The following is a 4975-nucleotide window of genomic DNA, read 5'->3' on the forward strand; positions in this document are numbered from 1 at the left end:
AAGTATCGAATTTTTTATCTATAACACTGCCTAGCTCATCTTCATCAAAAATATTTGCTTTAGAGAATATTACAAATATATTATTAAAATTATTTGTAAAATTAGCAAGAGCATTGATATTTGTAATATCTTCCTGAGAAAATGCATTTATATCACATAGATAAATAAACATATTATTTCTACTATATTTTCTAGTGTCTAGTACATTTTCTTTATATTCTACGATTCTAAATAGTTTAGAATCATCTTGAAGATAGTATTCATCATTATTTGTATCTTCAGAATATGGGTTAGTATCTATATTCTTATCAAAAATAGCATTGATAAATGATGTTTTACCAGAACTGTATCTTCCATATACTATAATATCAAATGTTTCATTTATTTTAGTATAAACATTTGATAAAAGTTCTGTTATTTTATCATTGTTCTTTTTGTCTGCAGAACTTATTTCTTCACTCAGTTTGTCAGCGATATTTTGTATATTAATGAGATCATTATATAAATCGAAATCTTCATCTTCAAAAGAGTTCTTTTTATACTTTGTAAGCTCATCAATACTAAGTCCTGTATTTTCAGCCAACTTATCCAACAAGTCAAGAGTTATATTATTAGCATTTCTTTCTAATCTTGAAATATAATCCTGACGCACACCTAACATTTTCGCAAATTGACTTTGCGTTAGCTTCAAAATTTTTTCTCTAATGTCTTTCAAATTAAAATCAATCATATTTTCTTCTGTTTTATAATAAATTTATTTTCTATTATTATAAACAAAATATAAAGAATTTCAATAGTTTTCATGTATAAAATGTATTACAATATTATTATTGTTATATTTTAAAATTAATATAGCATTTTTAATTGAATTTTTGATAATAAAAAATATTAAAATATAGAATTTTTTAAATCTATTTTCTTGAGTTATATACCTAATTCCTAATTATTTAACTATTTATCAATATTTACATATATACCTATAGGGTATTCATAATATTATAATATGAAAAAAAGAAAAATATTGTAATTTTTTACTTATTATACAAATTATATTATTAAAAATAGATGTAATTTTTTGTAAAAAATGAGTACTAATAATGCTTTTAGTTATATTAATATATATTATAGGTTAATATTTCATATATTAAAGGTTTAATAATTAAGTTTATAGCTAAATATATAATTAAAAAATAAAATAGCATTATTTAATAATAATTAAAAGATAATATTAGACTTGTTCAAAAAATCATTCAAAAAAAATTTTTTGTGAATTTATTATTTTATTAGATATTCATAATATCTATTATTAGAAGAATAAATGTTTTATATGTTGTATGAAATACGTATTTAATCTATAAAAATGCAGTTATTTTAGTTCTTTTATATCATGTTGCTAGCGGACAGACATCATAAAATAATTGATGTATGGCGGTTAGTCTATGCAATATAAATAAAATTACTTTTGAAACAAATATAATAATATCACTATACAAGTACAAAATTATAATATCTATAATAATTATTTATAGTGATTTTTAAATATCATTGGTTTAAAATTTATAATTGAGCTTTGATTATTAGAGAAATTATAAAATACTAAAAAATTATTAATTTAGTTTTTACAAGTCTGATAAAAAATAATAAATTTAAAAAAATAAAAAGCAAGAAACTATCTAAACAGAATCTTGCTTTTTAATTTTATAAGTTTAAATAATTTATTCTAAATTTTCACCATTACTTTCAATAACTTTTTTATACCAAAAGAAAGATTTTTTTCTGCTTCTTTTTAAAGTACCATTACCAAAATCATCTCTGTCAACATATATAAATCCATATCTTTTAGACATTTCACCAGTACCAGCAGAAACTAAATCTATAGGTCCCCAAGTAGTATATCCAATCAGATCTACCCCGTCAATTTCAACAGCATCTTTCATATTTTTGATATGATCTCTTAAATAATCTATTCTATAATCATCTTCAACATATCCATTTTCATCAACTTTATCATAAGCACCAAGTCCGTTTTCAACTATAAACATAGGTTTTTGGTATCTATCATAAATATCATTTAAAGTAACTCTTATACCTAATGGATCAACAGTCCAACCCCAATCAGTTTGTTTTAATTCTGGGTTTTTTATATCAGCTGCTATATTATCTTTAGGCATAATATATTTACTTTTATCAGCACTTGCACATCTTGTAGTATAATAAGAGAAGGAGATAAAATCAACAGGATATTTTTCTAAAAGCTCTAAATCTTCTTTTTCCATCTTTATATTTAAATTCTCTCTCTCAAATTTTTTCAAAGCATAAGCAGGATATTTTCCTCTTGACTGAACATCAACAAAGAAATACATCTCATCATTTTTCTGCTGAGCAGCTAGTACATCTTCAGGCTTTGAAGAATAAGGATAATAAGTTCCAGCAGCAAGCATACAGCCTACTTTATTATTAGGATCAACCTCATGTGCTATTTTAGTAGCCAAAGCACTTGCAACTAATTCATGATGGCTTGCCTGATACTTAACCTCTTCCTCATTTTCACCCTCTTCAAAACAAAGTCCTGCTCCCATAAAAGGGGCATGAAGTATCATATTAATTTCATTAAATGTAAGCCAATATTCAACCAATCCTTTATATCTATAAAATATAGCATTGCAGAGATTTTCATAAAATTTTATAAGTTTTCTATTTCTCCATCCACCGTATTCTTTTATTAGATGCATAGGACAGTCAAAATGTGTTATTGTTACTAAAGGTTTTATATTATATTTTAAACATTCTTTAAAAACATCTTCATAAAATTTTAATCCTTCTTCATTAGGTTTATCTTCATCACCTTTAGGAAATATTCTGCTCCAAGCAATAGACATACGGTAAACACTAAAACCCATTTCAGCAAATAATTTTATATCTTCTTTATAATGAGAATACATATCAATAGCATCTTTTGAAGGATAATAATGATCCTTATCAAAATCAAACATTTTCATTTTACCAGTAATAACAGCAGCTCTGTCTTTACCATGAGGAGCAACATCTACATTTGCAAGACCTCTTCCTCCTTTATCAAATCCGCCTTCGCATTGATTAGCAGCTGTAGCACCGCCCCATAAAAAACCTTTTCTAAAAGCCATAAATAAACTCCTATTAAAAATAAATTTTATAATAACAGTAATATAGATATCAAAATAATAATATAAATAACTATAAACTCAAACAATAAAATTAGTACATTAATACGGAAATTATTTAATTGGAGTTTTATACTGTGCTATGATACTATCATAAAAGGCATTTAAATAACAATAATATAGATTATAAATAGATATATAGATAAAAAATCAAGGAGACTCTAAAATGAAAGAAAAATTTAATGCTTTTATGGAAAGCAAATTTCTCCCTATCATGGCCAAAGTAGCTGGAAACAGATATCTTAACTGTATTAAAGATGGTTTTGTATTTGCAACACCTTTTATTATAATAGGTTCATTTGTACTTTTATTATTTAATTTACCTTTAAATGATCCTACTAACTTTATGTATTTTAAACCTTATGAAAACTTTGTAAATGCATTTTCAAAACATTATATACAAATATACAATGTTAGTATGGGAATAATGTCTTTATTTATATCATTTGGTATAGGCTATTCATTAGCTGGATATTATAATATAGATAAACTTACAAACGGATTTTTATCTATGTATTCTTTTTTACTATTGTCAGCAAAATCATTAGCTGTAACTGTAATAGGTGCAGCTTCTCAATTATTATATGTTGCTGAAGAAACCAATGTAACTGTATTAGATGCAAGATATATGGATGCTAAAGGTCTTTTTGTAGCAATTATTGCTTCTATATTGGCAGTAGAAATATCAAGATTTTTAGTAAACAAAAAAATTATGATTAAACTTCCAGATTCTGTACCTCCTGCAATATCAAAATCCTTTGAAATTTTAATTCCAGTAGCAGTTATATCTTTCTTATTTCAAACAATCAACTGGGTAATACAAAACAGCATGCAGATTATGCTGCCAGATTTAATAATGAAAATATTACAGCCGCTATTAAGTATGTCTGACGGTTTAGTATCTATAATTATTATATTATTATTGGTACATATATTATGGTTTTGTGGTATACATGGTGCTAACGTTGTTAATGCTATAATAAACCCTATTGTCTTAACTAATTTGGCCTTAAACCAAGCAGCTCTTGCAGCAGGTGAACAAATACCAAAAGTATTTGCAGGTGAGTTTTTAAACAGTTTTGTATATATAGGCGGTTCAGGTGCAACTTTGGGATTATGTATAGCTATGATTATGACTAAAAGCGAACATTTAAAATATGTAGGTAAACTTTCTATAGTACCAGGATTCTTTAATATCAATGAACCTATTATGTTTGGTACTCCTATTGTTATGAATCCTATTTTTGTTATACCATTCATTATAACACCTATTATAAATGCTGTTATATCTTACACATTTTTGAAATTAAATATAATAAGCAGAATAGTAGGATTAGTACCTTGGACTACCCCTTCTGTATTAGGTTCTTTTATATCAACTAATCTACATTTCTTAGCGCCAGTATTAATAATAGGGTTAATTATATTGGATTATTTTATTTATAAGCCTTTTTTGAATATGTATATAAAAGAATTAGAGAAAGAAGAAAGTGCTAATAACTAATATATAATTTATAATTTTTACAAGGCATTGTTAGTGATAAAATCATTGACAATGCTTTAATTTTGAAGCTTTACTAAGAATTAGAGTAATTGAAATCTATAACTTTTATAATTTAAGTTTTAAATATAAAAGCTGGTAAATTACAATAAATTAAAAAAATAAAAAGGCTGCAATCTATAAAAATTACAGCCTATTATAAATTATTTATTTTATTTATATCTTTGTCCAAATAATTCTCCATTTTCGGATATTAATAATTCCATACCATTAT

Annotated in this window: 3 protein-coding genes; 1 reads left to right on the top strand and 2 read right to left on the bottom strand. The window is 24.8% G+C overall.

The window, feature by feature from the left end; all coding sequences use genetic code 11:
- Positions 1-730, bottom strand: a 730-nt coding sequence (locus tag KQ44_RS08220) for a helix-turn-helix domain-containing protein (RefSeq protein WP_143277885.1), incomplete at its 3' end; no start/stop codon positions are given.
- 985 nt (positions 731-1715) lie between these two features.
- Positions 1716-3143 carry a 6-phospho-beta-glucosidase gene (locus KQ44_RS08225; RefSeq protein WP_096736997.1) on the bottom strand — a complete coding sequence of 476 codons (1428 nt, stop codon included), beginning with the start codon at positions 3141-3143 and terminating at the stop codon, positions 1716-1718.
- Positions 3144-3366: 223 nt separating this feature from the next.
- On the opposite strand from KQ44_RS08225, the gene celB reads away from it, so the two are divergent.
- Positions 3367-4704: a PTS cellobiose transporter subunit IIC gene (gene celB, locus KQ44_RS08230; RefSeq protein WP_096736998.1), complete on the top strand. Its 1338-nt coding sequence runs from the start codon at positions 3367-3369 to the stop codon at positions 4702-4704.
- Positions 4705-4975: the final 271 nt, after the last annotated feature.

This window comes from Brachyspira sp. G79 (genome assembly GCF_002379365.1).
Lineage (GTDB): Bacteria > Spirochaetota > Brachyspiria > Brachyspirales > Brachyspiraceae > Brachyspira.